The following is a 25,314-nucleotide window of genomic DNA, read 5'->3' on the forward strand; positions in this document are numbered from 1 at the left end:
GTGCCCCGCCCTTCCGGCGGAGCACCGCAGCCGGCCTTCGCCCGGGCCGCTCGCCGTGGTGCGCTCCGGGCGAAGGCCGGCTGTCGCGCGGTCGGGCGGTCCTCGCGCCGGTCCCAGGGGCTCAGCCGAATCCGCTGGGGCGACGAGAGTCCGTACGCGGTGCGGTGGCCCCGGACAGAGAGGGCTTCACGGCCCTCGCCCCTGAGGGCGACGGCGCCGGGTCGGTCCGGCGCCGTCGCCCGGCCTCACGCCGCGGTGCCGGCCGCCTCCTCCAGGCCCCGGGTGGTGACCACGTGGGCGGTTCCGTCGACCAGCCGGTAGGACAGGCCCACCACGGCGGCGCGGCCGTCCGCCACCGCCTCGGCGAGGGCGCGGGAGCGGTCCAGCAGCAGGTCCACACTGCGACGCACGTGCTCGGCGATGAAGTCCGCGTCCTCGGTGTGCCCGGCGGCGCGCGAGGCCAGCACGCTCGGGGTCACGCGCTCGATCACGTCCCGCACGTACCCGTCGGCGGTCGTGCCGTCCGCGACGGCGGCCCGGGTGGCCGCGACGGCGCCGCAGGAGTCGTGGCCCAGCACCACCACCAGGGGGCAGCCGAGCACGCCGACTCCGTACTCGATGCTGCCGAGTACCTCCGGTCCCATGACGTGGCCGGCGGTCCGCACCACGAACAGGTCACCCAGGCCGCGGTCGAAGATGATCTCGGCGGCGAGCCGGGAGTCGGAACAGCCGAACAGCACCGCGAAGGGGTGCTGCACCGGTGCGGTCTCGGTGCGGCGGGCGGCGTCCTGGTTGGGGTGCTCGGGGGTGCCCGCGACGAAGCGCTGGTTGCCGGACATCAGCAGGTCGAAGGCTTCGCGCGGGGTCGGAGAGGGTGTCTTCGTGGTCATGGCGGAAGCCTACGAGCAGGGGCGGCCCCGCGCACCGACCACCCCCCGGTGACCACCGTGCCGGTCGTCACCGGTCGTCGCCGTTTCCGGGCCGCCCCGTCGGTCGAATTTTCGTCTCGCTGAGTCCAAGGAGTTCCCAAGAACCGCCAACAACGTGCAATTCCGTCACCTGCCGCGGACGTGAGACGGACCCTGTCACCTGCGGCGATATCCTTGGGCTCACTCCTCGTCACGCTTCGTCGCCGAACGGTCCCGTCCGGCGCGAGGCGTACGCTTCAACAAGTTGTTGATCAAGGCCATCTCCCGGCGATCGGACGGGTGTTGGCACGTTCGTGCGCGTCCATCAGGGAGCAGTCATGCCGACGGCGGGGCAGGTGGCACGGCCCATGCGCTGGGCTCCGGCCGATGTCGGAAGAGTACAGCTGCGCGGCGTGGCGCAGGTGGCGCTCAGCCCCAGCGCGTGGACCGGACTGCTCTTCACGATCGCGCTCTTCACGGGCGGTTGGCGGATCGGCGTCTACGGACTGCTCGGTGCGGCGGCCTCCACGCTGGCCGCGGTCGTGCTGGGCGCGGACCGGGACGGGGTGAGCCAGGGCCTGGAGGGCTACTGCGGATGCCTGACCGGCATCGCGGTCGTCAGCCGGCTCGGCGTCTCCTGGCGCACCGCGCTGCTCGCCGTCCTGGCCGGGGCCGTCTGCGCCGTCCTGGCCGCGGCGACCGGCCGGCTGCTCGGTCGGCTCGGACTGCCGGTGCTCACCGCTCCGTTCTGCGTGGTCGCCGGGGTACTGGCGGTCGCGCTGCCGACCGCGCCGGCCACGGCCGCCCCCTGGGAGCCCCGGCCGGAGTTCACCTCCCTGTCGGCCGCGCAACTCGGCCGTGCCTTCTGCGACAACATCGGCCAGGTCTTCCTGCTCGACCGGTGGTACGCGGGCCTGATCCTGCTCGTCGGCCTGCTCGTCGCCTCCCGCAAGGCCGCCGTCGCCGCCGCCGGCGGCAGCGTCGCCGCGATCCTCACCGCCTGCGTCATGGGCCTGCCCGCCGACCGGATCGCCCAAGGCCTGTACGGCTACAACGCCGTGCTCGTCGCCCTCGCGCTCGGCGCCACCTTCCTCACCCCCACACCGTGGAGCGCCGGATACGCCGCACTGGCCGCCGTGGCCACGGTCCCCCTCACGGCCGCCTGGCTGGCCTTCGCCCAGCCCGTCGGCGGATCTCCCTACACCTGGCCGTTCGTCGTGACGACCTGGCTCTTCCTCGCGGCCGCTCCCGCCTTGGACCGGCCCGGCATCTCCTTCGAGAAAGCGAAGTGACGCCATGAACCTCGCACCCCGCGAAATCGACAAGCTCCACGTCTACGTGGTCGCGGACCTGGCACGACGGCGCCGGGCCCGGGGCACCAAACTCAACGTCACCGAAGCCGCCGCGCTGATCACCGAAGCGGTCCTGGAGGCCGCGCGCGACGGCCACACCGTGGCCGAGTGCATGGAACTGGGCCGCAAGGTCGTCACGGCCGACGACGTCATGCCCGGTGTGCGCGAGATGCTCACCGTGCTGCAGGTCGAGACGGCGTTCGTGGACGGCACCAAGCTGGTCACCTGCCACGACCCCATCAGCGCCTGACCGCCGACCCCACCACCGCCCAGGACAAGGAGACAACGATGTCGGGTGGAGCACACTACCTCTACGGGGACGACCCCGTGGAGATCAACGCCGGCCGGGCCAGGGTCAGCCTCACCGTCGCCAACACCGGCGACCGCGCCGTCCAGGTCGGCTCCCACTACCACTTCTTCGAGGCCAACCGCGCCCTGCGGTTCGACCGCGAGGCCGCCTACGGCATGCACCTGGACATCCCGTCCGGCACCGCCGTGCGCTTCGAGCCCGGTGACAGCCGCGAGGTCGAGCTGGTCGCCTCCGGCGGCACCCGGCGCCTGGTCGGGTTCGCCGCACTCGTCAACGGCGGCCTGAACACCGCCGACACCCGCGGCGCCGCCCTGCGCCGCGCCGCAGACCTGGGATTCGCCGACACCGGCCGCGAGACCGGCGGCGCCGCCACCGACACCGAAGGGGCCGACCACTGATGGCGATCATCCCCCGCAAGCAGTACACCGACCTGTTCGGCCCCACCGTGGGCGACCGGTTCCACCTCGCCGACACCAACCTGGTGGTCGAGGTCGAGCACGACTACAACGCCGGTTCCTACGGCGACGAGGCCGTCTACGGCGGCGGCAAGGCCATCCGCGACGGCATGGCCCAGGACCCCGCCGCGCTCAACCGCGAGGGCGCCCTGGACCTGGTGATCACCAACGTGGTGGTCCTCGATCCGGTGCTGGGCGTCGTCAAGGGCGACATCGGCGTGCGCGACGGCCTGATCGTCGGCGTCGGCAAGGCCGGCAACCCGCATGTGCAGAACGGCGTCGACCCCAAGCTGGTCATCGGCCCCGGCACCGAGGTCATCTCCGGCGAGCACCTGATCGCCACCGCCGGCGGCATCGACACCCATATCCACTTCATCTCGCCCCAGCAGGCCCAGGAGGGCCTGTCCAACGGCATCACCACTTTCTTCGGCGGCGGCACCGGCCCCACCGACGGCAGCAACGGCACCACATGCACCCCCGGCCCGTGGAACATCCACCGGATGCTGGAGGCGGTGGAGGACCTGCCGGTCAACGTGGGCCTGCTCGGCAAGGGCAACGGCAGCCTGCCCGAGGCACTGCGCGAGCAGGTCGAGGCGGGTGTGGCCGGACTGAAGGTCCACGAGGACTGGGGCGCCACCCCGGCCGTCATCGACAACGCGCTCAGGGTCGCCGACGAGCACGACGTGCAGCTCGCCATCCACACCGACACCCTCAACGAGGGCGGCTTCTTCGAGGACACCCTGTCCGCCATCGACGGCCGGACCATCCACACCTTCCACACCGAGGGCGCGGGCGGCGGTCACGCCCCCGACATCATGCGCGTCTCCGGCGAACCCAACGTCCTGCCGTCCTCCACCAACCCCACGCTGCCGTACACCATCAACTCGGTGGACGAACTGCTGGACATGGTGATGGTCTGCCACCACCTGTCCCGGGACATCCCCGAGGACGTGTCGTTCGCCGACAGCCGGGTGCGGGCGGAGACCATCGCGGCCGAGACCGTGCTGCACGACCTCGGCGTGATCAGCATCTTCTCCTCCGACTCCCAGGCCATGGGCCGGGTCGGCGAGTCCTTCCTGCGCGCCTTCCAGACCGCGCACCACTGCAAGGAAGTGCGCGGCGCGCTGGCCGAGGACAGCTCCCGCAACGACAACGCCCGGGTGCTGCGCTACCTGGCGAAGCTCACCATCAACCCGGCCATCGCGGTGGGCGCCGCGGACGTGATCGGCTCGCTGGAGCCCGGCAAGCTCGCCGACATCGTGCTGTGGCCGATCCACTCCTTCGCCGCCAAGCCCAAGCTGATCATCAAGGGCGGCATGGTGAACTGGGCGCTGATGGGCGACCCGAACGCCTCCCTGCCGACCCCGCAACCGGTCTACTACCGCCCGATGTTCGGCTCCTACGGCCGCGCCCGGACGCGTACCTCGGTCACCTTCATGTCCCAGGCGTCCATCGCCGCCGGCGTCCCCGGCGAACTGGGCCTGCGGCGGCGGATCGAGCCGGTGCAGCGCTGCCGCTCCATCGGCAAGCAGCACATGGTCCGCAACGACGCCCTGCCGCGCATCGAGGTGGACCCCGAGACCTACAAGGTCACCGTCGACGGCGAGCCCGCCACCATCGAGCCCGCCGAGCGCCTCCCGCTCAACCACCTCTTCTACATCGTCTGACGCGCGGGCGCCGCACGGGGCGCCCGGTAGGCCCGCGCGCCCCACGGCACCACGACCGAGCCGGACCACCACAGCCGGACCCCCGGGCGGAGACGACGGACACCCGGCAGAACGGAGACCAGGTGTGAACGAACCGATGCCGACCGCGGCGCTGCTGTCGGGGCTTCAGCTCACCGACTCGGCGTTCCCCAGCGGCTATTACACCCTCTCCCACGGCCTGGAGGGTTTCCAGCAGGCCCGCGCGGTCACCCCGCGCACCCTGCCCGCCCTCCTCGCCGACCTGCTGCGGCACAGCGCCGGACCGGCCGACGCCACCGCCCTGGCTCTCGCCCACCGCGCGGTGGGCGCGCAGGACTGGGACGAGGTGGTGGCCGTCGAACGGCGGCTGTACGCCACCAAACTGGGCCGCGAGGCCCGGCAGGCCGCCGTGCGCACCGGACGGCAGCTGCTCGACCTGGCCGGCGAGGTCTACGCCACCCCGCAGGTCGCCCGGTACCGGGAGCTGTACGCCGACGGCGCGGTCCGCGGCTGCCAGCCGGTGGTGGCCGCCGCCGTCCACGCGGGCAACGGGCTGACCACCCGGCAGGCGGTCACCTGCGAACTGTTCGCGTTCGCGGCCAGCTTCGTCGGCGCGGCCCTGCGGCTGCGGCTCACCGACCACCGCCGGGCCCAGGTCGTCCTGCACACCGCCGCGCCCGTGATCGAGGAGACCGTCGAGGCGGCCCTGCGGCGCGACCTGGCCGACCTCGGCGGATGCGTCCCCGTGGCCGACGTCATGGCCGGCCGGCACGAGCGCGCCGAGGCCCGCCTGTTCGCGAGTTAGCACCCGGCCCCCGGTCCACACACCGCACCACCCCTTCCGAACCCCACCACTTCCGACGAGGACGACCATGCACGACCCCACCCAGGTACGCCACTCCCACCACCACGACCACGACGACGACCTCGTGCAGCGCCCCAAGGACGGCGTGCTGCGCGTGGGCGTCGCGGGCCCCGTCGGCTCCGGCAAGACAGCGCTGATCGAGGCGCTCGTGCCGGTGCTGATCGCCCGCGGCCGCACCCCCGCCGTGATCACCAACGACATCTACACCTCCGAGGACGCCAACCACGTCCGGCGCACCCTGGACGGCGTCCTCGCCGCGGACCGCATCGTCGGCGTCGAGACCGGGGCGTGCCCGCACACCGCGGTCCGCGACGACCCGACGATGAACCAGGCCGCCGCCGACGAGATCCTGGAGCGCTTCCCGGAGGTGGACACCCTCCTGTTCGAAAGCGGCGGCGACAACCTGACCCTCACCTTCAGCCCGGCGCTCGTCGACCTGTTCCTGTTCGTGCTGGACACCGCCGAGGGCGACAAGATGCCCCGCAAGCGGGGACCGGGCATCACCGAGTGCGACCTGCTCGTCATCAACAAGATCGACATCGCCCGGTACGTGCGGTGCGACCTGGCCCGGATGGAGGCGGACGCCCACCAGGTCCGGCAGGGGCGGCCGGTGCAGCTCACCAACTCCCTCACCGGGGAGGGCCTGGACGCGATCGCCGACTTCCTCCTGGCCCACGAGGCCGCCCGACCGGCCGGCCAGGGAGCGGTCTCCGCATGACCACGGCGCCCGCGCGGCTGGACCCCGCACACTACGAACCCCGGCGGGTACCGGAGCGGATGCGTGCCCTGACCGGCACCCCGGACACCCTGGCCGCCGGGCGCCCCGGCAAGGTCGGCCTGCTCGAACTGCGCTACGCGCGCGTCGGCGACCGCACCGAACTCGTCCAGCGCTACCAGAAGTCACCCCTGCAGATCATGCGCCCGCTGTACGTCGATCCGCAGCGGCCCGACATGCCGGTGACCTATCTGATGTCCGTCGGCGGCGGTGTCGTGCAGGCCGACCGCAACCGCATCGACATCGACTGCGGACCCGGCACCGCGGTCCACCTGACCACACAGGCGGCCACCAAGCTGCACCGCATGGAGTTCGACCACGCCACCCAGGTCGTCCGCCTCACCGCCGAGGCGGGCAGCTACGTGGAGTACCTGCCCGACGCCCTGATCCCGTACCGGGACGCGCGCTTCTACCAGCACACCCACGTGGTCGCCGACCCCACCGCCACCGTGCTGCTGGGCGAGACCATCGCGGCCGGCCGGCTCGCCCGCGGCGAACGGCACGCCTACCGCATGCTGTTCAGCGACCTGGAGATCACGCGCCCCGACGGCGAACCGCTGGTGATCGACACCGTACGCCTGGACCCGCACGAGCCCGGCTCGGTCACCGGCCCGGCCGTCTTCGGCGCCCACGACCTGATGGCCACGCTCTACGCGCTCACCCCGCTCGCACCCGCCGCCCAGGTCGCCGACACCCTCCACGAGGCGCTGCGCACGTGCGCGGTGTCCTTCGGGGTGAGCGAGCTGCCCGACGAGTGCGGGGCCTGGGCACGGATCATGGGCAGCGACCCGCCGGCCGTGGCCCGCGCCGTGCACACGGCCTGGGACGCCCTGCGCCGCCTGCTCATCGGCGTGCCCGCGCCCGACCTGCGCAAGACCTGACCCGCGCTCCCCCGGACCCGCCCCTGCCGCCGCCGTGGTCGCCGACGGCGCCGGGGTGGCCGTCGTTCGGGGCGGGGCCGGCGACACGGTCGCCGCGTGGCTGCCGCTGCCCGTCGGCGGTGTCCTCTCCGCCCGACCCGTGGCCCAGATCGCCCGCGAAGATCACCGACCGGTCACTCGTCGACGTGGTGCGCCGAAACCCGTCGGACCGACGACAGCGGCGTGAGGATCCGGCGGTCCGGCACGACACACCTCGCCGTACCGCCGGAACGGCGCACTTCGCCGGACCGCCGGCACGGCACACGAGCCGGGCCGGGGCCTGGTGCGAAGACCCAGAAGCCCCTAACGGACCGGCACGATCGCGACCGGGCACTGAGCGTGGTGCAGCACCGCGTGGGTCACCGACCCCAGGGGCAGCCCGAGCCGGCCCTCGACCGGGTGGCGGGGCAGCACCACCAGCGACGCCCGCCGCGACGCCTCCACGAGTGCCTCCGCAGGTGATCCCAGGGCCAGCTCCGTCTCCACGGGCACCTGCGGGGCGTCCCCGTCGGGACGGGCGAGGCGGTCCAGCAGCCGGCGGCGGGCGCGCTGCTCCGCGTCGACGCTGTCCACCTCGGGCACCACCAGGCCGGCTTCGGCGACCGGCGACCAGGCGTGGACCACGCGCACACCCGTGTGCCGCAGCCCCGCCTCGGCCAGTGCGAACCGCACCGCCGCCGCGTCCCTGTCGTCGCGCACCCCGACCACGACGGCGCCGTCCGCCACCTGGCCCGGATCCCCGCGGGTGACCACCACCGGGCGGTCGGCGTGCGCCGCCACTTTCAGGCTCACCGAGCCGAGCAGCAGACCGGTGAAACCGCCCCGGCCCCGGGTGCCCACCACGATCAGGCCGGCGTCGCCGGCCTCGTCCAGGACCGCCTCGGCCGGCCGGCCGTGGGCGAGGACGGCGTCGATCCGCAGTCCCGGACGGCCCGCCGCCAGCCGGGTGCGGCCCCGGTCCAGCATCCCGGTCGCCGCCTCGAACACCGGTCGGCTCAGTCCCGCCCCGGTCTCGTCGTATCCGACCTCGGGGCCCGGGCCGACGGCGTGGACGATCCGCAGCGCACTGCCGCGCAGCCCCGCTTCCCCGGCCGCCCAGTCGGCGGCGCGCCAGGCGTGCGACGTGTCGTCGACCCCCGCCAGCACCGGGTCCTCGCCGCCCGTCACGGCGCCCACCCCACGGCCGCTGACCTCACCCGGTGTCGTCGCTCGTCCCGTGGGCCGCTCACGTCTCCTCCTGCGGCGTCCTGCGGTGCCCGGACGCGGCACGCAGCCGTTCCTCGCACCACCGCCTGGCCGTCGCGGCGACCTCCTGCAGCGCACCGGGCTCCTCGAACAGGTGCGTCGCCCCCTGAACGACGTGCAGGGCGTGCGGGGCGCGCAGCCGCCGGGCCGCTTCCTCGTTCAGCGCCAGCACCTGCCGGTCCTGGCTGCCGACGATGAGCAGGACCGGTGCCCGCACCCGTGTCAGGGCGTCCTGGGCGAGATCGCACCGGCCGCCCCGCGCGATGACGGTCAGCACCCGCTCCGGGCGTTCGGCCGCGGCCACCAGCGCCGCGGCGGCGCCCGTGCTCGCGCCGAACAGGACGACGGGCAGGCCGCGGGTGTCCGGTTGCGTCCGCAGCCAGTCGATGGCGCCCACGAGCCGCCGGCCGAGGAGGGGGATGTCGAAACGGTGCTCGGCGGTGAGCGCGTCGTGCCGTTCCTCCCGCTCGTTGAGCAGGTCCAGCAGCAGCGTGCCGACTCCGGCGGTGCGCAGCTCGGCGGCCACCGCCCGGTTGCGGGAGCTGTGCCGGGAGCTGCCGCTGCCGTGCGCGAACAGCACCACGGCCCGGGCCGGTGTCGGGACGACGAGGTCACCGGGGAGCGCGGCGTCGCTGGTGTGGACCAGGACCATCTGGGAGATCACCGGCATCAACTTCTTCCCCGTGCTGTTCCACGTGCCTTTCCACGTGTCTTTCCACGTGTCTTTCCACGTGTACGGCCACGTGCCGGTCCCGCGGACGTGGTCGGCCACGTGCCGATCCGGTGGATCGTGGGCGATCCGGATCCGTTGGCGCACCGCGTACCCAGCGCTCGCGTCGGGAACCGCCACGGCGCCGGGCGTCCGCCGCTCACCGTCCCTGTTCCACGCAATCCTTGAAATGCTCCAGGTCACTGCGGACGAGCCGTTCTATCGCGGTCGCCTGGGCGAAGCCCCTCGGCCCGCCGAAGGCGTCCCGGAGAGCGCGGGGGTCGTACTCCACGCGTGCCTGGACCCGGGTGTGGCCGTCGTCGATCGGCTGCAGCGAGAAGGACCCCGCCAGGTCGGGAGCGCCGGTGGTCCGCCACTCCACCACATGCTGCTCCCGGCGGTCGGAGACCTCGGCCTCGATCTCCCGGGAGCGGCCGCCGGCCTCGATGTCGAGATGCGTCCGGCCCGCCTGTTCCGCCCGGGCGTCGCGGACGCCCGCCACGAAGCGCGGATAGTCCTCGATCCGGTGCAGGCCCTCCCATGCCCGGTCGAGCGGCACCGAGACGTCCACATGTTCTTCGAGGGTGCTCACGGCGCACCTCCCTGTCCGGCTCCTGTGCCCATGGCCTTCCGTTTCCAGTGTGCGCCCGGCGTGTCCACCGCAGGAGGCCGAGCGCGGCTGTGCAGGTCGCCGCCGACGGGCGCCCGGCCGCTTCCGGTGGCCCGCGGCCGCCCGGCACGTCGCCGGGGGCGACCCGCCGCACGCCGCCGTGGGCGCGCCCACGAAGGCCGGCCTCGCGGACGCGGTTGCGAACAGGGGCTGGGAGAAGGCGCCCGCGGCAGCCGTGAGGACTGCCGCCTGTGCGGCCCGTTCCGGGAGGTGCGGGTCCGGATCGGCGCGTCCGCACCCGCTACGACACCGCGGACATCGCCCGGCTCCTCGCCGTGGCGTGGTGGAGCGGAGCCGGCCCGCGCAGCACATCACCGGCCCGACCGGGCCCCTGGGCCGCCGACGTGGTGCGGCGCGGTGGCGTCACGGCTCGCGCAGGTCTTCCGTGTCAGGCACCGGCGCCGCCGACACGTCCTTGTCAGGGTGTGGTGGCCGACGTGCGCACGACCATCCAGTCGAGCACCGGGGTGCTCTGCAGGTAGACCAGCGCACACATGAAGGCCGTGAAGACCACGCTCCACACGATGACCCGGCGGAAGAGAAGCCCCTCGCGGCCCTGGAAGCCGACCGCGGCAGCGGCGATGGCGAGGTTCTGCGGAGAGATCATCTTGCCCAGCACGCCACCGGAGGAATTGGCCGCGGCCATGAGGGTGGGGGACAGACCGGCCTGGTGGGCGGCGGTGACCTGGAGGGCGCCGAACAGGGAGTTGGAGGAGGTGTCGGAGCCGGTGACGGCAACGCCCAGCCAGCCGAGCACAGGCGACAAAAGGGCGAAGGCACCGCCCGCGCCGGCCACCCACAGACCCAGTGTGGTGGTCTCGCCGGACTCGTTCATGATGTAACCGAGTGCCAGGACGAGCATGACGGTGAGCACCGCGAACTTCAGCTGGTCGAGGGTACGTCCGTAGGCGCGCAGGGCGCGGCGCGGTCCGATCCCGATCAGTACCATGCTGGTCAGGCCGGCTATCAGCAGCAGACTCCCGGCGGCCGAGAGGTAGTTGAGCTTGAAGGTGGTGGCGACCGGGTCGCCGTTCGGCTTGGCTATGTGCAGCCCGGGCCAGTCGATGATGTGCGTCACCGACTCCAGGCCCGTGCCGCTCGCGCCGACCTCGGTCGGGGCCTTCCCGGTGATGGCCGGTACGCGGGTGGCCAGGACGAACACCACGATGACGGCCAGGTACGGCGCGTACGCCTTGAAGACGGCCGACGGCGCGTCGTGCGTGTCGTGGCCGGAGTCCGCGCGGGCTCCGGCCACTGCCCGGGTGTCCACCGGCTCGCCGCCGTTCGGGCGTGGCTCGGCGGCGGGGGGCCGCGGCCGGCGCGAGTCGTCGCCGGCACCGTCGAGGCCACCCCTGTCGCCGCTCTCCCGATATGTCTCCCTGGCCCGCCACACCCGGGTGAACCCGAGGACCGCCAGCGCGGAGGCGAGCGCGGCGACGATGTCGGCGAGCGGCACGGACCAGAAGTTCGAGGACAGGTACTGGAAGACCGCGAAGGACACACCGCACACCACCGCCGGCGGCCAGGTCTGCCGCAGACCTCGGCGGCCGTCCACGATGAACACCAGGGCCAACGGCACGAACAGCGCCAGGATCGGCGTCTGCCGCCCCACCATCGCGCCGAGGTCGTCCACGGGCAGGCCGGTGACGCCCGCCAGTGTGGTGATCGGCACGGCTATCGCCCCGAACGCGACGGGAGCGGTGTTGGCGACCAGGGCGACCGTGGCCGCCTTGAGCGGTTCGAAGCCCAGCGCGATCAGCATCACCGAACTGATCGCGACCGGCGTGCCGAAACCGGCCAGCGCCTCCATGAGGGCGCCGAAGGAAAACGCGATGAGGATGGCCTGCACCCGCTGGTCGTCGCTGATGGACGCGAACGACCTGCGCAGTACGTCGAAGTGACCGGTCTCGACGGTGAGGTTGTAGATCCAGATCGCGTTGATGACGATCCACATGATCGGGAAGAAGCCGAACGCGGCCCCCAGCAACCCGCTGTCGAGCGCGTCGACGAGGGGCATCGAGTACACGGCGACCGCGAGCACCACGGCCATGACAAGAGAGATCAGCGAAGCCAGCCACGCCTTCATCCGCACCACACCGAGCAGCACGAACAGCACCAGCAGCGGAAGAATCGCGATGATGGACGACAGTCCCAGCGAATCGCCCACAGGACTGTAGTTCTGCTGATAGTCGGCGAGGATCATGGAGCACCCTTTTCTACGCCACCGGAGAGGAGGGGCCGCGCCACGGGTCGGCGCCGTGGCGGGCTGCGGGACGGCACGTGCGCCTGTCGAGGGTCGGGGTGGGGCAGGGAGACGGAAGACCGTACGGTCCGGCGCTCGTGCGCATGCCGAGGCGGCACCGGATGCGGTGTCTCATGGGCACTGCGAGGCGTTGGCGACCAGATCGATTCCACTCCCCGGTAGACCCCTGCTGATTGCTGGCAGAGTGCAGTGGTACCGGATCCGTGTCAAGGAGCACGGGTGTCCCGTGGCACGGCGGGGGGCTGCGCCGCTTCCCCTTGCGGCACACGCGCCGGTGGGGGAGCGTCATAGGTGACGCCGCGCCCCACCTTGCCTCCTCGTTCCAGCCCGCCTCAGCATCCCGGCGGCCGTAAGGAACCCCGGTGTGCGGTGATCGAACACGTCGGGGGGTCGGCGGCCCGACGGCGCCGCGCGATCTCCGTCATCGCCGTCCCAGGAGGAGCGGATGGACGTATACGAGGCCCTGTACACCACGCGGATGATGCGGCGCATGCGCAAGGACCCCATCCCGCTGGAGACGCAGTGCCGCATCCTCGACGCCGCCATCCGGGCGCCGAACGGCGGCAATGCCCAGCGCTGGCACTTCCTGGTGGTCGACGACCCCGCACGCAAGAGCGAGATCGCCGAGCTGTACCGCGCCTGCCGCCGGCAGGAGTACGCCGAGATCGCCGAAGGGGCACTGGCGAAGACGATCCACGACCCCGAGGAACACGCCGCCACGATGCGCAGGATCAAGGACTCGGGTGACTACTTCACCGAGCACTTCACCGACATCCCCCTGCTGCTCTTCGTGTTCTCCATCGACGACCACGGTGGCGCGAACATCTACCCCGCCATCTGGAGCGCCCTGCTCGCCGCGCGGGCGGAAGGGGTGGGCGGTGTCATCACGACCGTCCTGCGGTACCAGGAGGAGGCCGTGCACAAGCTGCTCCAAGTGCCCACCGCTGAGGGCTGGAAGATGAACGTCATGCTCGCCCTCGGCTACCCGCTCGGCCGCTGGGGTGTGGCGGCGAACCGGCGACCGATCCATGAGGTGGCCAGCCGCAACACCTGGGGTCACGACATCGGGGCGAGGGTCACCGAGCCCCTGTGGGCGCCCGCGGCCGAATGACCTCGCGGCGAGCGCGCACCGCGCCGCCGCCCGGCCGATCGGCGCGGTGCGGCCTTCGGCACCCCTCGGCGCCGGGTCGCGCACCGGAGCGCGCTGCTTGACGCGACACCGCGCACGGCGCCCCGGATCCCGCCCGGGGGACAGCCAAACCGCGCCGACGGGGCCGGGCCGCGGCCTCCGTCGGCGACCACGGCGCGACCCACGTGGGCATCCCCCGGGCTTTCCTCCACGGGCATCGAAGGCGCTGCTGGTGGTGGGCCTGCGGTCGCGTAATGTGCTGGTGCGGCGACGGAGCCGATGGACGACCCGGCTCCGGTCGGCTTGTGTGTCGGAAGGGATGAGATGGCGAAGGCGAAGACGACGCGTTCCGGTGAACGGGCCGGCGGGCGTGCGGGGCGCCCGGGGGCGGAGTCGGCGGCGCCCGCAGGCGGACGGCCCCGGGACCCGGCGATCGAGGAGGCGATCATCCGGGCCACACGCGAGCGGCTGGCCACCGACGGCTACTCGTCCATGACGATCGGGGACATCGTCGCGGACGCCGGTGTCACCCGGCCGACCCTGTACCGGCGGTGGGCGAACAAGTACGACCTCGTCATCGACGCCCTGCAGTACGGGTTGCGCAAGCAGCGCGAGGCCTATCCTCCGCTGGACATGGAGCAGTTGACTCCGCGCGAGGCGCTCGTCGAAGCCGTTCGGCGCCTCGATCCCCGCTACCACAACGATCGGGCCATGTCCCTGCACGGCAACTTCATGGCCGAGGTGGAGCGGGCGCCCGGCCTGCTGGAGCAGTTGCGGGAGCACGGCGTGCGGCCTCGTTGCGAGGAACTGCTGATGACGCTGGTCTCGCTGCAGCGCCGCGGGGCCGTGCGCGAGGACGTGGACCTGGACATGATCGTCACGCTCTGCTTCGGCAGCTACTTCGCGGACTACCTGCGGACCGGTCGCGGCGTGCCGGACGACTTCGCCGAACGGATCGTCGCCACGGTCTGGCCCATGCTCGCCGTGGACGGCGAGGCCGGGTCCGCCTGAGAGGAGCTCTTCGGGGCGGCGCTGCGCGAGTGCGGCCCCGGGGCACACCCGACGGCGCTTCACCCCATGCCGATCGGCACCCGCATTTCGTTACAGCTGTTGACTGTAACGAAATGTCGAGGCATCGTTCTCGTGTCAGACCCGTGGCGACACGAAAGGACTCCGCCCATGAGCGACGACAACCGCAAGGCGCTGATCGAGCGCAGCATCCCGTTCCTGGCCGAGGTCAGGAACCGCACGGCCGGCGACGACCTGGAGAGCTGGCTGAACACCGCCTACGGCCCCGACAGCGAGCTCTACCAGGACCTCGCGCGCCTGATCACCATCGGCGTCCTGGAGGAGGGCTGGGCGGCCAACGTCGAGGTCGACGGCCCCCGCTACCGCCGCAGCCTCATCGCCGAACCGTCGGCGCAGACGCACTACTTCAGCATCACGGCCGTCTACATGAACAGCGTGGAGCGCTACCGGGGCCAGTACCACGCGCATCCGTACGGCGAAGTGAACCTCGTGGCCCCCATCGACCCCCAAGCCCAGCTGGCGGGGCCGAACGGTTGGCAGGGGCCCGGCTGGACCGCGCCCGCTCCGGGCAGCCACCACTACCCCGAGGTGCGGGGAGGGGCGCTGATCGCGCTGTTCTACCTGCCCGCCGGACGCATCTCGTACGACATCCGTCCCTCCCGGTCCGCCACGGCCGCCGCGTAGGGCGGCGCCGGAGCGAGCAGGTGCGGTCGCACGGCCGGCCGCAGCGAACGGGCGGCGGCCCGGACCCCGGCCTGCGGCGCGTGTGCCGGGAGCCCCGGCTCGGGCCGAGCGACCCGTCCCGGCGGGCTCAACGCATCCTTCGTCCGACGGGGTGTGCCGACCGCCCGGCAGAGGGCAGGTGACGGGGCGGTCGGCGGATGCTCACTTCAGCTGCCACTTCTGGTTCGACGCCCCCGTGCACGACCAGATCTGCGTCCGGGTGCCGTTGGCCGAGGAATTGTCGGTCACGTCCAGGCACTTGTCCGCGGCCGTGTTCACCACGTCACCGGTCGAGGCGTTGTACGACCACTGCTGCGCCCCGGTGCCGTTGCACTCGTAGAGCTGCACCTTCGCACCGTCGGCCGTCGAACCGGACGCCACGTCCAGGCATGCGCCGAGCGCCCGGATCGACCCGTCCGCCTGCACCGTCCACTGCTGGGCGGCCGTGCCGTTGCAGTCGTAGAGCTGCACGGCCGTACCGTTGACGGCCGCGCCGCCGGCCACGTCCAGGCACTTGCCCGCCATCCCGACGAACGTTCCCGACCGGCTTCCGCCGCCCGACTGCGCACCCGCCCAGGTGAACGTGGCCGACGTCTTGCCGGGAAGCGTGTAAGTGGCGTGCTGGGAACCCCAGTCGATGGTCATCGTCTTGCTGCTCGACGCGTCGTTGTAGGCGATCAGCGCCTTGCTGCCGTCCGGGTTGCGCCACGCCACGTTCGGCACCGATGCCGAGGCGGTCGACGCGATACGCTGCGCGCCCGGTCGTACGAACTTGGTCAGGTGACCCATGTCGTAGTACTCGACGGTGTAGTCGACCTGGCCCGACCGGGCGTCCCCGTTGTGCCCCGTGATCAGGCCGCTGCAGGGGCCGCCCCCGCCGTTGTGCGGCCCCCGGTCCTGGTCCACCGCCAGCGACCACTTCGTCACCGATTTCGCCCAGTTGCGGGTGTAGTCGACGATGTCGTGCATGTCCTCGCGCTGCTGGTTCTCGATCCAGGTGCCGCCCGAGTGCTCGGTGGCGAAGGCGTCCAGCTGCGGGTATTGGTTGTGGACGCTCGTCTGCTTGGCTACGTCGCCGCCGTAGCCGTGCCAGGCGATGCCTCCGAAGTTCGGGTGCGAGCGCACCGCGGCGTCGTCCACCGTCTGGGCGGCGTAGGAGTCGTAGGTGTCCCAGTTCCAGTCGTGGGCGAGAACCTTGGTCGTCAGGCCCGCCGACTGCAGCTTGGGCAGCAGCTCGTTCTTGGTGAAGTAGGCCAGGCCGGAGGCGTTCCAGCTCATCGAGGGATACCCGGAGCAGCACGTCGGCTCGTTCTGCGCCGTCACGTAGGAAACCGGGATGCCCTGGTCGCGGTAGGCCTGGAGATACTTCACGAAGTACGACGCGTAGGCGCCGTAGTCCTCCGCCTTCAGCCAGCCGCCGTTGAGCTGCCCGCTGTCCTTCATCCAGGCGGGCGCCGTCCACGGTGTGGCCATCACCGTCAGCGACGGATTGAGCTGCAGCGCCTGCCGGGTCAGTGGCACCACGTCCGCCAGGTCGTGGGCGATGGAGAACTTCGCCAGCGACGGGTCGCTCTGGCCGGCCGGCACGTCGTCGTACGTGTACCCGTAACGGGCCAGGTCCGAGGCGCCCATGGGGTTGCGCAGGAACGACAGGCCGATCCCATCGGACGGCGAGAACAGTTTGCGCATGGTGGCGTCCCGCGTGGCCTGGGACAGCGCTCCGCTGCTGTTCATGAGCCAAGCCGCGGTGTCGGTGAACGACGCTCCGCCGCCGGTGAAGGTCTGGTACCGGGTGTTCTCGTCGACCGTGATGTTCTCCCCGCCGCCACCGGTGCCGGCCTGGAAGGAGAACGGCGTCTGCGGCTCCAGGCCGCGCACGACGTGCCGGCCACCGGAGTCGTCGGTCGTGGTCAGCCAGGCCGTCACCTGCTCGCCGGCCGCGTGCGCGGACGCAGTGCCGAGTGTGGTCAGGCCGGTCGTGGCCAGCAGTGCGGCAAGGAGCAGCCGAGCCGCGCGCAGGGGTCTTCTCATACTGCGCCGCCCTTCTTGAGGTGGGGGACGGGGGCGTGCGAGCCGTGAGTAAATGACGGCTCAGGGCGTGCGTCAAGAGGATGCGCGTTCACAGCCTGAAGGGAGCAAGTCCCCGGAGTCGCCCGTGAGTTGCGATTGACGTGGTCGTGAGCCGGTTGCGTGCCGTCGTGGCAGCGATCGGTGATGTGAAGCCTTGACGGGACAGGCCGACCGGTAGTTCACTCACGGCGTGAGCCGAGCCGTGAGTCGGCACGCTCCCGGCAGGGGAGATTCCTGCGATGCGGCGAGGCCGGTCGGTGGAAGGCGTCGCGACGGCTGGGCTGCGCTCGTCGCGCCGGGGTACGGGCCCGGCGAGGTGAGCCAGGCGCCCGGGGCCGAGCTTCCGAGGCAGGCGTCCCGCGACGGGTGCCGCAGACCGCGTGCCCGGAGCCACGTGTCCCGTGCCACGCGCCCCCGGGCCCGGCCCGGCGCCGGGGTCAGGGGTCGTCACGGACGCGTACGCCGAGCGTGCGGGCCAGGCCCTGGACGCTCCGGTCCACGCGTTCCAGATGCCGTAGCACCCGCCGCGTCGTGCGGACGTCCTCGGCGCGTGCCCCCTCCTCACCCAGTGCCGGCCGGGCGGTCGTCCCGGGGCCGCGCTCGAGCGGGGTGGCGTCCCCGCCGGCCGTCTGGCCGATCAGGGCCGCCAGGTTGCGGTCGATCCGGACGGCCATGTCGACGAGGCAGTGCTCGGTGCCGATGCGGATGCCGGCCGGCATCAGTTCGGCGGTGCCGGCCAGGCTGCGCGTGTGCAGGGCCGCTGTCTCGAGCAGCCCCAGCACGGCGAGCGCGGTGCGCCGCCGGGACCGCAAGGGGCTGAGCGGAGTGATCAGCGGCTGCACCGCCAGACGCAGGCCGTCCAGGGCCGCATCCAGCGCGCGGGCCGACCCGAGCAGATCACCGTCGGGCTCTCCGCACAACCGGGCCAGCGACCGGGCGAGCACCGCGCGCAGCCGCTCCAGCACCTCGCGCAGCAACCGGTCCGTACGTTCCCGGGTCGGCGCCGGCAGCACGAGCAGCGCCGCGGCGAGCCCGCACGCGATCCCCAGCGCGGTCTCCTCGATCCGCACCACCAGCACGCCCGGGGTGAGGGCGTGCAGCAGGGCGTACAGCATGCCGATCATCGTGGTGACGAAGAACGACATCAGCGTGTAGGACACCGTGGCCGTGTAGTACATCCCGAAAACGCTGAGGACCGCCAGGGCGAAGGCCGGCCAGGGATGGCCGCCGATCAGCGCGGCGAGGGCGAGACCGGCGACGACACCCGTCACGGTGCCGACCAGCCGGCGGTACCCCCGCACGAGGACGTCGCCGGTGGAGGAGGTGCTGATGAACACCACCCAGCACGTGAACACCGCCCAGTACCAGCGCTGCGGCGACAGCAGTTCGCCACCGACGACGGCCAGCGCCGATCCGGTGGCCACCTGCAGCGCGGTCCTGGTGGTGGGACGGACGTGGCGGCCCTCGCGCTCCGGTGCCACGTCCTCCGCCGGACCCGAGCCCTGCGGGCCCTGCCCCTTGGCCGACCGCGCCGCCTCGGGGGTCTCCCGGGGCGCAGGGGCCTGCGCGTCGACGGCCAGGCGCAGGTCGGACAGGGCGCACGCGAAGTCCCCGGCGGAGCGCAAGGCGTCCTGTACCGCCGGGGGCGCGTCGGACAGTGGCTCGTCGTCGAGGTGGCCGAGCAGCCGGTCGCGGGCCTGCGCGCCATCGGCCCACGACTCGGTGCTGTCCGTCCGTCCGGGCCGCCTGGGGTCAGGACGGACGGCGGCGCGCAGCGCGCGCAGCTTCGAGGCGAGCGCGGGCAGCCAGACCGCGACCCGGACGTCGAGACGGGAGCCGGTGCGGTGGACCGGCGTCGGGTGCCGGGTCAGGGTGTCGATGTCGGCGGCGGGCCACACCAGCCGCAGCACGAGGACGGCCAGCCGTTCCGCGGCCGTCTCCGCTTCCGCCACGCGGCGCTGGATCGTGGCGGCGACGCCCCGGTCGGGTGTTCCGGTCTCCAGCCGGCTCTGGATCATCAGTGCCCCCGCGTGCAGCCTGGCCGCCTGCCGGCGAAGGTCGTCGGCCGCACGCTCGGCCCGCGGCGTACCCGGTCCGCCGTCGACCACCTCGATCAGGGCGTCGAGCATCAGGGCCAGCCGCAGCCGGAACGCCTGGTGCAGCCGCATGAGCGTCCGCTCCGGCGGCGAGCGCAGGAGGGCGAACCGGACCAGCGCGGAGGCGGTGAAGGCCACCAGCACGGCCGGCACCAGGTGCGGCAGCTGCGCCAGGCGGGTTCCGACGAACTGGGTCACGAAGAACAGCTGGAAGGCGAAGACGCCGAGCGTCGTCGCACGCGGCCCCAGCCGCCGGATGTAGAGGGCGGTGAAGATCACTGCCACGAACACCACGTCGGCCAGGACCCGGTACGGCGTCAGCGCGCTGCCGACCACGACGACGACCAGCGCGACGGGCACTCCGGCTGCGAGGGTCAGGGCCTGGTCGCGCGGACGACGCTCGGTGACCGCCACCGTGCTGACCATGGCGGTGAGCGCGCCCGTCACCAGGATCGGCACCGACGCGTCCACCGCCGCAAGGGCGCCGAGCGTCAGCAGCACCGCGCAGACCGTGCTGAGAGCGGACAGCAGCCGGAGCAGTCCGGGATCGGATGCCAGGAACCGATCCCGCACGCCCGCCGGCCTCACTCGTGCTCGCCGCATGCTCCGGCTTCTCCCCTGGACGCCCTGCCGGTCAGGTGCTACCGGGCCGGCTCGTCGAGCGAGGCCAGGAAGTCGTCGACGCCGACCACACGGTGGGAGACCATGTTCAGGCCGCGCATCATCGCCTGGTACGTGACCAGGCCACCGGGAGCGGCGATCGCGTCGGTGAACGTCGTGACGTGGAAGCCGCGCTCCATCGCGGTGCGGGCCGTCGACTCCACGGCCATGATCCCGGAGACACCGGCGATCGCGAGGTACTCGACGCCGCGCTGGCGCAGCTGGAACTCGAGGTCGGTGTGGTGGAGCACGTCGAGGCTCTTGTGCGGCGGGAGGACGACGTCGCCCGGCCGGGGGGCCAGGTCCGGGTAGAACTCGGTGTTCCAGGTGTCCGCCCGGAACAGGCGGTTGTCGAACATCTGCCGGTGGATCCCGGAGACGTGCTTCCAGGAGGAGTAGTCCTCGTCGGTGAAGGAGGTCCTCGAGTAGAAGATCGGGATGTCCTTGCGCTGCCGCACCCCGGCGATGAGCTTCTTCAGGCTGTCGATCGTGCCCAGCCGTTCGAACTCGGGGGCGTAGATGGAGTAGGCGTTGCCGTCCTCGGAGAAGTTCTCGTTGACCAGGTCGACGAGAAGCAACCCCACCCGACCGCGTTCGTAGTCAGTCGCCATGACCGTCCTCCGGCGTAGAAGCAAGGGTCGGCAGCCGAGCCGCCGGCCGACTGTCGTTACAGTCAATGACTGTAACGTAATCCCCCTCGAAAGGCATCCCGCACCTCCAAGGTCGACACCGAGGGGCGCCGGAAAGAGGTGCGCAGGACTGATCGGGCCTGCCGCAGCCGGGCGATGGCGGATGAGACACTGGTCGCTCGCGGGCGACGACCGCCTGGCCTGTGCCGCGGCGCCGTCGCCGGTCTCCCGGCGCCGCCGCGGGCCACGATGTCCGCGTGGGGGATGTGGCGCAGGGACGAGTGGACAGCGCCGCGGCTCCGGGTGAGGATCGTGCAGCCCGGGTCCGGCCGTGCATCAGTCAATCGTAGATGCCCGAGGAAGAAGACGGTGAGCTCACACGTGCAGCACCGGGTCGCCCTTCTCGTCTACGACGGGGTGAAACTCCTGGACGTCGCCGGTCCTGCCGACGTGTTCGCGGAGGCCAATCGACTCGGCGCCGACTACCGGATCGTCCTGCTGTCGACGACCGGCGACGATGTCACGTCCTCGGTCGGCATCCGGATCACCGTCGACGGCACCCCCGACTCGGAGCCGGCCCCGGACACGTTCGTGGTGCCGGGCGGCGACGTCTATCCGAGGACTCCCGTCGGGCGCGATCTGGTCGAGGCCGCGAGGGATCTGGCCAGCCGCTCCGGCCGTGTGGCCTCCGTCTGCTCGGGAGCGTTCGTCCTCGCTGCCACCGGGCTGCTGGACGGAAAGCGTGCCACCACTCACTGGCAGGTGGCGGCCGAACTCGCCACCCGCTGTCCGAGGGCCCACGTGGAGCCCGACGCCATCTACGTACGCGACGGCACCACGTACACCTCGGCGGGGGTCACCGCGGGCATCGACCTGGCGCTGGCTCTGGTGGAAGAGGACCACGGTGCCGAACTCAGCCGGAACGTCGCCCGCGCCCTGGTGGTCTACCTGCAACGCGCGGGCGGTCAGTCGCAGTTCTCTCCTCCGCTGCAGGGCCCGCCGCCCCGGTCGCCCGCGCTGCGCAGGGTCCTCGAACTCGTCCAGGCCGATCCCGCGGGACGCCACTCCCTCGCTGAACTCGCCCAGCACCTCAACGTCAGTCCCCGACATCTGACGCGACTGTTCCGCGAGGAGCTGTCGACCACGCCGGCCCGGTACGTGGAGGCGATCCGGTTCGACCTGGCCAAGGCCTTCCTCGACCAGGGGTACACCGCCACCCAGGCGGCTGCCTCGGCGGGATTCCCGAGCTACGAGAGTCTGCGCCGGGTCTTCGCACGGGAGCTGTCCATCAGCCCTGCCGCCTATCAGCGCCGCTTCGGCACGGCGCGCCGCGCGCAGGCGGGGCGGTGACGGGGGAGGGACACGCTGTCCCCCGACGCGGGTGTCCGCCCGAGCGGATCACGCGCGGTGGCAGCCCGGGGAGACGTCCCTACGCTTGATCGGTAGGAAGACGGCTCTCCTGTTCCAGGGGGCTGCTGTGTCGCGCATTCACAGAGGAGTCACTCCATGACCGCTGCCCCCGGTGCTTCCCGACGTGCGGAGAGCGATGTCGCCGGATTCACGGCCTCACCGCAGCTTGCCCAGGCTCTGCAGCAGATCCTGGTGGATCTCGTCGAACTGCATCTCCAGGGCAAACAGGCCCACTGGAACGTCGTCGGCCACAACTTCCGGGACCTGCACCTGCAGCTCGACGAGATCGTCGACGAAGCCCGGGAGGCGGCCGACACCATTGCCGAACGCATGCGTGCTCTCGCGGCCCGGCCGGACGGCCGGTCCGACACCGTGGCAGCCGGTACCACGCTCCCCGCGTTCCCCGACGGCGAGCTGAACGTGAGCACCGTCGTCGATCTCGTCACCACGCGCCTGCGCGCCACGGTCGACACGCTGCGGACCCACCACGACCAGGTCGACAGCGAGGACCCCGCCACGGCTGACCTGCTCCACGGGATCATCGACTCCCTGGAGAAGTACGCCTGGATGGTCAGCTCGGAGAACCGGACGGTGTGACACTGCGTTCCCGGATGCCTGCGCGGCGAAGACGTCCGCCGGCCACCCGGCCGGAGCGTCGCTCCGCGGTGCGAGGCCGACCGGCACGATGTCCGCCGACGGCGGCCGGCTCAGCAGGCCAGGTCAGTGCGGCTCGACCCGTCCCCCGCCGTCCACCCCCTGCGCCGGGACCGCCTCGTGGTGGCACTGCCGGCCGAGCATCCGCGGGCCGGTGCGGCCGAAGGCGCTGTTCCTCCGGGAGCGCCCCTGCCCGGGGACGGTGCGCAGCCCGAGTGATGGTCAACAGGCGGTGTCCCAGGGCAGGATGGTCGCCATGACGGATGAAGGCATCTCCATCGACCCGACCAGGCCCAGCATCGCCCGCGTCTACGACTACCTGCTCGGCGGCAAGGACAACTACGCCGTGGACCGGGAGATCGGTGACGTGTTCAAACGCGACCTTCCCGGTTCGGTGGCCATCGCCTTCGCCAACCGCGCGGCCCTGACACGGGCGGTCGGCCAGATCGCGACGACCACCGACGTACGGCAGTTCATCGATCTGGGCAGCGGCCTTCCGACCGCCGACAACGTCCACCAGGTGGCGCAGCGGCACGCGCCGGAGTCCCGGGTCGTGTACGTCGACATCGACCCCCAGGTGCTGGTCCACGGCCGGGCGCTGCTGGAGGAGAACGACCGGACCCGCGTCGTCGCCGCCGACGTGCGCGACCCCGAAGGCGTCCTGACCCACCCCGACACCCGGGACCTGATCGACTTCGACCGCCCGGTCGCCGTCATGTTCAGCGCGATCCTCCACCACGTCAACGACGAGGAGGACCCCGCCGGGATCGTCCGCTACTGGCGCGACCACGTGCCCTCCGGGAGCTACTTCTTCGTCAGCCACTTCCGTTCCGGCAACAACCCGGAGACGGAGGAGGCCGAGCGGGTGCTGCAACAGACCTTCGGCCGGGGCCGGTGGCGCACCGACGAGGAGATCGAGTCCCTGCTGGACGGCCTGGAGATCCTCGACCCCGGCGTCGTCCCCGCACCCCTGTGGCGCCCCGAGGCGGTCGACAGCCCCCTGCACGGCGGAGAGCGGGACCTCACCGTCTGGGAACGGCTCATCTCCGCCGGGCTGGCCCGCAAGCCGTAGGGCGGACGGCGGCACCGGGCACCGTCCGGCGGGGCGGCGGCACCGGTGATCGTCGGGCGGGGCGGCCGCACCGGACACCGCCGGGCGGGCAGGCGGCGCCAGGGGGCATCACCGGGCAGGGCGCGGCCGCAGCCGGCCGTCAGCGCCCTGCGCCCCGGGCCACCACCTTGCCGGGGTTGAACAGGTGCTGCGGATCGAGGGCGTCCTTGATCGCCCGGTTCAGGGCCAGCACCTCCGGGCCCAGCTCGCTTTCCAGGCCGTCCCGCTTGAGCAGGCCCACCCCGTGCTCCCCGGTGACCGTGCCGCCCAGCGCCAGGGCCTCGGCGATGATCTCGTGGAACGCGGCCTGCGCCCGCTTCCTGGCCGCCTCGTCCCCGGGCGGCGTGATCAGCAGAGGATGCAGATTGCCGTCGCCCGCGTGCGCGATGTTGGCGATCAGCGTCTCGTGCCGGGCGGCGATCGCGTCGATGCGCCCCAGCATCTCCGGCACCGCGGCCTTGGGCACGCACACGTCCTCGGTCAGCACCGGGCCGAGCCGCTCCAGCGCCGGATAGGCCAGCCGGCGGGCCTCGAACAGGGCGTCGGCCTCCTGCTGGTCGGTGGAGCGCACGGCGTACGTCGCACCCGCCTCGGCGAAGCAGCGCCGCATCGCCTCCGCCTCCTCCTCGCCGGCGGGGCCGGGGGCGTCCGTGCGACCCAGCAGCACCACGTCCGCCTCGGTCGACAGGCCCATGTTCTTCCAGGCGTCGACCGCCGCGAGGCAGTGCCGGTCGACGAGTTCCAGCGCCGACGGGGTCAGCCCGGCGGCGCCCACGGCGGCCACGGCCCGCCCCGCGTCCACGGTCGAGGAGAAGTACCCGGCGACGGTGTGCTCGGGCAGCCGGCGCGGCCGCAGCCGCACCGTCACCTCGGTGATCACCCCCAAGGTGCCCTCCGAGCCGACCATCAGCGCGGTCAGGTCGTACCCGGCCACGCCCTTGGCGGTGCGGCGGCCCACCCGGACCAGCTCGCCGGTGCCGGTGACGAACTCCAGGCCCAGCACGTAGTCCCGGGTGACGCCGTACTTCACACAGCACAGACCGCCGGCGTTGGTCGCCACGTTGCCGCCGATCGTCGACCAGGGGGCGCTGGCGGGGTCCGGCGGATACCACAGTCCCCGCTCGGCGCACGCGGCCCGCAGGTGGTCGTTGACCACGCCCGGCTCCACCACCGCGAGCCGCTCCAGCGCGTCGATCTCCTTGATCGTCGTCATCGTCTCGGTGGACAGGACGACACAGCCGTCCACCGCGTTCGCACCGCCGGACAGCCCGGTACCCGCGCCGCGGGTGACGATCGGCACCCCGTGGTCCCGGCAGGCCCGCACGACCCGCGGCACCTCCGCGGCCGTCCTCGGGCGGACGACCGCGAGGGGTGCGCCGTACGGCGCCCATTCGGCCTCGTCGTGGGCGTAGCCCGCGGTCGCGGCCGGGTCGGTCAGCAACCGGCCGGCCGGCAGTTCGCGGCCCAGCCGCTCGGTCAGGGCAGCGGTGGTCGATTCGTCGCGCATGACAGCACGCTAGGGACCGCACCGGCCCACCTCAATGGACGGGACGTCCATTCTCCGGACGCCCTGGTGGATGAAGCGTCCACAACAGGACCAGCCCGGCCATCGACCGCACTCCCGGGCGCAGCCACCGAGGAGGGCC

22 protein-coding genes are annotated in these 25,314 nt (G+C 72.3%); 13 read left to right on the forward strand and 9 right to left on the reverse strand.

Going from position 1 to position 25,314, the window contains the following annotated elements; all coding sequences use genetic code 11:
- Positions 1 to 245: 245 nt before the first annotated feature.
- Positions 246 to 890: a carbonic anhydrase gene (locus tag GV126_RS22285; RefSeq protein WP_159669671.1), complete on the reverse strand. Its 645-nt coding sequence runs from the start codon at positions 888 to 890 to the stop codon at positions 246 to 248.
- Between the two features lie 386 nt (positions 891 to 1,276).
- On the opposite strand from GV126_RS22285, the gene GV126_RS22290 reads away from it, so the two are divergent.
- From GV126_RS22290 to GV126_RS22320, 7 genes are all read left to right on the forward strand, one after another.
- A complete protein-coding gene (locus GV126_RS22290; protein WP_236570068.1) occupies positions 1,277 to 2,200 on the forward strand; it encodes an urea transporter in 924 nt (307 codons plus the stop codon).
- A gap of 4 nt (positions 2,201 to 2,204) precedes the next feature.
- Entirely contained in the window at positions 2,205 to 2,510 is a 306-nt protein-coding gene (locus tag GV126_RS22295; protein WP_028423813.1) for an urease subunit gamma, read from the forward strand.
- A gap of 38 nt (positions 2,511 to 2,548) precedes the next feature.
- Positions 2,549 to 2,968 carry an urease subunit beta gene (locus GV126_RS22300; protein WP_159669676.1) on the forward strand — a complete coding sequence of 140 codons (420 nt, stop codon included), beginning with the start codon at positions 2,549 to 2,551 and terminating at the stop codon, positions 2,966 to 2,968.
- Positions 2,968 to 4,692 carry an urease subunit alpha gene (gene ureC / locus GV126_RS22305; protein WP_159669678.1) on the forward strand — a complete coding sequence of 575 codons (1,725 nt, stop codon included), beginning with the start codon at positions 2,968 to 2,970 and terminating at the stop codon, positions 4,690 to 4,692. The genes GV126_RS22300 and ureC overlap by 1 nt, the downstream gene beginning before the upstream one ends.
- Positions 4,693 to 4,828: 136 nt before the next feature.
- Positions 4,829 to 5,515, forward strand: a complete 687-nt coding sequence (locus GV126_RS22310) for an urease accessory protein UreF (protein ID WP_159673989.1) — start codon at positions 4,829 to 4,831, stop codon at positions 5,513 to 5,515.
- Between the two features lie 67 nt (positions 5,516 to 5,582).
- Positions 5,583 to 6,293, forward strand: a complete 711-nt coding sequence (gene ureG, locus GV126_RS22315; protein WP_159669680.1) for an urease accessory protein UreG — start codon at positions 5,583 to 5,585, stop codon at positions 6,291 to 6,293.
- On the forward strand, positions 6,290 to 7,231 hold the full coding sequence (locus GV126_RS22320; RefSeq protein WP_236570069.1) for an urease accessory protein UreD: 942 nt from the start codon (positions 6,290 to 6,292) through the stop codon (positions 7,229 to 7,231). Before ureG ends, GV126_RS22320 begins: the two co-directional genes overlap by 4 nt.
- Positions 7,232 to 7,573: 342 nt before the next feature.
- On the opposite strand, the gene GV126_RS22325 is transcribed toward GV126_RS22320, so the two are convergent.
- The 4 genes from GV126_RS22325 to GV126_RS22340 form a co-directional block, all read right to left on the reverse strand.
- Positions 7,574 to 8,437 (reverse strand): universal stress protein, encoded by an 864-nt coding sequence (locus GV126_RS22325; RefSeq protein ID WP_236570070.1) that lies wholly within the window; start codon positions 8,435 to 8,437, stop codon positions 7,574 to 7,576.
- Positions 8,438 to 8,495: 58 nt separating this feature from the next.
- On the reverse strand, positions 8,496 to 9,179 hold the full coding sequence (locus tag GV126_RS22330; RefSeq protein ID WP_159673995.1) for a dienelactone hydrolase family protein: 684 nt from the start codon (positions 9,177 to 9,179) through the stop codon (positions 8,496 to 8,498).
- Between the two features lie 205 nt (positions 9,180 to 9,384).
- A complete protein-coding gene (locus GV126_RS22335) occupies positions 9,385 to 9,816 on the reverse strand; it encodes an SRPBCC family protein (RefSeq protein ID WP_159669683.1) in 432 nt (143 codons plus the stop codon).
- A 496-nt stretch (positions 9,817 to 10,312) separates the two neighbouring features.
- Positions 10,313 to 12,097 carry an L-lactate permease gene (locus tag GV126_RS22340; RefSeq protein WP_159669685.1) on the reverse strand — a complete coding sequence of 595 codons (1,785 nt, stop codon included), beginning with the start codon at positions 12,095 to 12,097 and terminating at the stop codon, positions 10,313 to 10,315.
- 505 nt (positions 12,098 to 12,602) lie between these two features.
- Between GV126_RS22340 and GV126_RS22345 the strand changes: the two genes are divergently transcribed.
- The 3 genes from GV126_RS22345 (at position 12,603) to GV126_RS22355 (ending at position 14,999) form a co-directional block, all read left to right on the forward strand.
- Positions 12,603 to 13,268: a nitroreductase family protein gene (locus GV126_RS22345; RefSeq protein WP_159669688.1), complete on the forward strand. Its 666-nt coding sequence runs from the start codon at positions 12,603 to 12,605 to the stop codon at positions 13,266 to 13,268.
- Positions 13,269 to 13,610: 342 nt separating this feature from the next.
- Positions 13,611 to 14,297 (forward strand): TetR/AcrR family transcriptional regulator, encoded by a 687-nt coding sequence (locus GV126_RS22350; protein ID WP_159669691.1) that lies wholly within the window; start codon positions 13,611 to 13,613, stop codon positions 14,295 to 14,297.
- 168 nt (positions 14,298 to 14,465) lie between these two features.
- Complete coding sequence (locus GV126_RS22355) at positions 14,466 to 14,999, forward strand: 4-hydroxylaminobenzoate lyase (RefSeq protein WP_159669693.1); 534 nt, start codon at positions 14,466 to 14,468, stop codon at positions 14,997 to 14,999.
- A 201-nt stretch (positions 15,000 to 15,200) separates the two neighbouring features.
- Here GV126_RS22355 and GV126_RS22360 read toward each other — a convergent pair whose 3' ends face one another.
- The 3 genes from GV126_RS22360 to GV126_RS22370 form a co-directional block, all read right to left on the reverse strand.
- Entirely contained in the window at positions 15,201 to 17,069 is a 1,869-nt protein-coding gene (locus GV126_RS22360; RefSeq protein WP_159669696.1) for a lectin, read from the reverse strand.
- 476 nt (positions 17,070 to 17,545) lie between these two features.
- Entirely contained in the window at positions 17,546 to 19,777 is a 2,232-nt protein-coding gene (locus GV126_RS22365; protein ID WP_236570071.1) for an FUSC family protein, read from the reverse strand.
- A gap of 68 nt (positions 19,778 to 19,845) precedes the next feature.
- On the reverse strand, positions 19,846 to 20,475 hold the full coding sequence (locus tag GV126_RS22370) for a cysteine hydrolase family protein (RefSeq protein ID WP_159669701.1): 630 nt from the start codon (positions 20,473 to 20,475) through the stop codon (positions 19,846 to 19,848).
- 387 nt (positions 20,476 to 20,862) lie between these two features.
- On the opposite strand from GV126_RS22370, the gene GV126_RS22375 reads away from it, so the two are divergent.
- The 3 genes from GV126_RS22375 to GV126_RS22385 all read left to right on the forward strand — a co-directional run bounded on the left by GV126_RS22375 (position 20,863) and on the right by GV126_RS22385 (position 23,629).
- Entirely contained in the window at positions 20,863 to 21,843 is a 981-nt protein-coding gene (locus GV126_RS22375) for a GlxA family transcriptional regulator (RefSeq protein ID WP_236570072.1), read from the forward strand.
- Positions 21,844 to 21,999: 156 nt separating this feature from the next.
- Positions 22,000 to 22,500, forward strand: a complete 501-nt coding sequence (locus GV126_RS22380; RefSeq protein WP_159669706.1) for a Dps family protein — start codon at positions 22,000 to 22,002, stop codon at positions 22,498 to 22,500.
- 304 nt (positions 22,501 to 22,804) lie between these two features.
- A complete protein-coding gene (locus GV126_RS22385) occupies positions 22,805 to 23,629 on the forward strand; it encodes an SAM-dependent methyltransferase (RefSeq protein ID WP_159673997.1) in 825 nt (274 codons plus the stop codon).
- 139 nt (positions 23,630 to 23,768) lie between these two features.
- On the opposite strand, the gene GV126_RS22390 is transcribed toward GV126_RS22385, so the two are convergent.
- A complete protein-coding gene (locus tag GV126_RS22390) occupies positions 23,769 to 25,175 on the reverse strand; it encodes an FAD-binding oxidoreductase (RefSeq protein WP_159669709.1) in 1,407 nt (468 codons plus the stop codon).
- Positions 25,176 to 25,314: the final 139 nt, after the last annotated feature.

The organism is Streptomyces mexicanus, assembly GCF_902506575.1.
Lineage (GTDB): Bacteria > Actinomycetota > Actinomycetes > Streptomycetales > Streptomycetaceae > Streptomyces > Streptomyces mexicanus.

Bases quoted from the DNA above. Each gene is read 5' to 3' on its own strand.
- GV126_RS22285 (WP_159669671.1), bottom strand. From the start codon at position 890: ATGACCACGAAGACACCCTCTCCGACCCCGCGCGAAGCCTTCGACCTG.
- GV126_RS22290 (WP_236570068.1), top strand. From the start codon at position 1,277: ATGCGCTGGGCTCCGGCCGATGTCGGAAGAGTACAGCTGCGCGGCGTG.
- GV126_RS22295 (WP_028423813.1), top strand. From the start codon at position 2,205: ATGAACCTCGCACCCCGCGAAATCGACAAGCTCCACGTCTACGTGGTC.
- GV126_RS22300 (WP_159669676.1), top strand. From the start codon at position 2,549: ATGTCGGGTGGAGCACACTACCTCTACGGGGACGACCCCGTGGAGATC.
- ureC (WP_159669678.1), top strand. From the start codon at position 2,968: ATGGCGATCATCCCCCGCAAGCAGTACACCGACCTGTTCGGCCCCACC.
- GV126_RS22310 (WP_159673989.1), top strand. From the start codon at position 4,829: ATGCCGACCGCGGCGCTGCTGTCGGGGCTTCAGCTCACCGACTCGGCG.
- ureG (WP_159669680.1), top strand. From the start codon at position 5,583: ATGCACGACCCCACCCAGGTACGCCACTCCCACCACCACGACCACGAC.
- GV126_RS22320 (WP_236570069.1), top strand. From the start codon at position 6,290: ATGACCACGGCGCCCGCGCGGCTGGACCCCGCACACTACGAACCCCGG.
- GV126_RS22340 (WP_159669685.1), bottom strand. From the start codon at position 12,097: ATGATCCTCGCCGACTATCAGCAGAACTACAGTCCTGTGGGCGATTCG.
- GV126_RS22345 (WP_159669688.1), top strand. From the start codon at position 12,603: ATGGACGTATACGAGGCCCTGTACACCACGCGGATGATGCGGCGCATG.
- GV126_RS22350 (WP_159669691.1), top strand. From the start codon at position 13,611: ATGGCGAAGGCGAAGACGACGCGTTCCGGTGAACGGGCCGGCGGGCGT.
- GV126_RS22355 (WP_159669693.1), top strand. From the start codon at position 14,466: ATGAGCGACGACAACCGCAAGGCGCTGATCGAGCGCAGCATCCCGTTC.
- GV126_RS22360 (WP_159669696.1), bottom strand. From the start codon at position 17,069: ATGAGAAGACCCCTGCGCGCGGCTCGGCTGCTCCTTGCCGCACTGCTG.
- GV126_RS22370 (WP_159669701.1), bottom strand. From the start codon at position 20,475: ATGGCGACTGACTACGAACGCGGTCGGGTGGGGTTGCTTCTCGTCGAC.
- GV126_RS22380 (WP_159669706.1), top strand. From the start codon at position 22,000: ATGACCGCTGCCCCCGGTGCTTCCCGACGTGCGGAGAGCGATGTCGCC.
- GV126_RS22385 (WP_159673997.1), top strand. From the start codon at position 22,805: ATGGTCGCCATGACGGATGAAGGCATCTCCATCGACCCGACCAGGCCC.
- GV126_RS22390 (WP_159669709.1), bottom strand. From the start codon at position 25,175: ATGCGCGACGAATCGACCACCGCTGCCCTGACCGAGCGGCTGGGCCGC.